This is a genomic window from Tritonibacter sp. SIMBA_163 (assembly GCF_046535935.1).
Lineage (GTDB): Bacteria > Pseudomonadota > Alphaproteobacteria > Rhodobacterales > Rhodobacteraceae > Epibacterium > Epibacterium scottomollicae.
The window spans coordinates 1-272 of sequence record NZ_JAWJBP010000451.1; the positions used below are offsets into that span (position 1 = coordinate 1).

Genomic DNA, 272 nt, shown 5'->3' on the forward strand with positions numbered 1-272 from the left:
TCGTAAACAACCGGGAAAGGGAGGTGTGCAGTTTGATACCACTGCCTTAGAACAAGCGGGGACACAGCCCAATCAAGTGAACTTAATGCTCGATCGCTTTTGTACGGTCTGGTGTGCTGGGATGGCAGCAGAAACCCTACAATATGGTAACGCGGAAGGAGGAGGAGACGATCGCGCTCAGCTACAATCGGTTCTCAATGACTTTGGCTATCCCCAAAACCAACGACAACAGAAAGAAGAGTGGGCGAAACTACAAGCGAAATCACTCATTG

Annotated in this window: 1 pseudogene; it reads left to right on the plus strand. The window is 49.6% G+C overall.

The features are described from left to right. Window positions 1–25 precede the first annotated feature (25 nt). A pseudogene (locus R0J92_RS23085) lies at window positions 26–272 on the plus strand (ATP-dependent Zn protease); the annotation flags it as partial.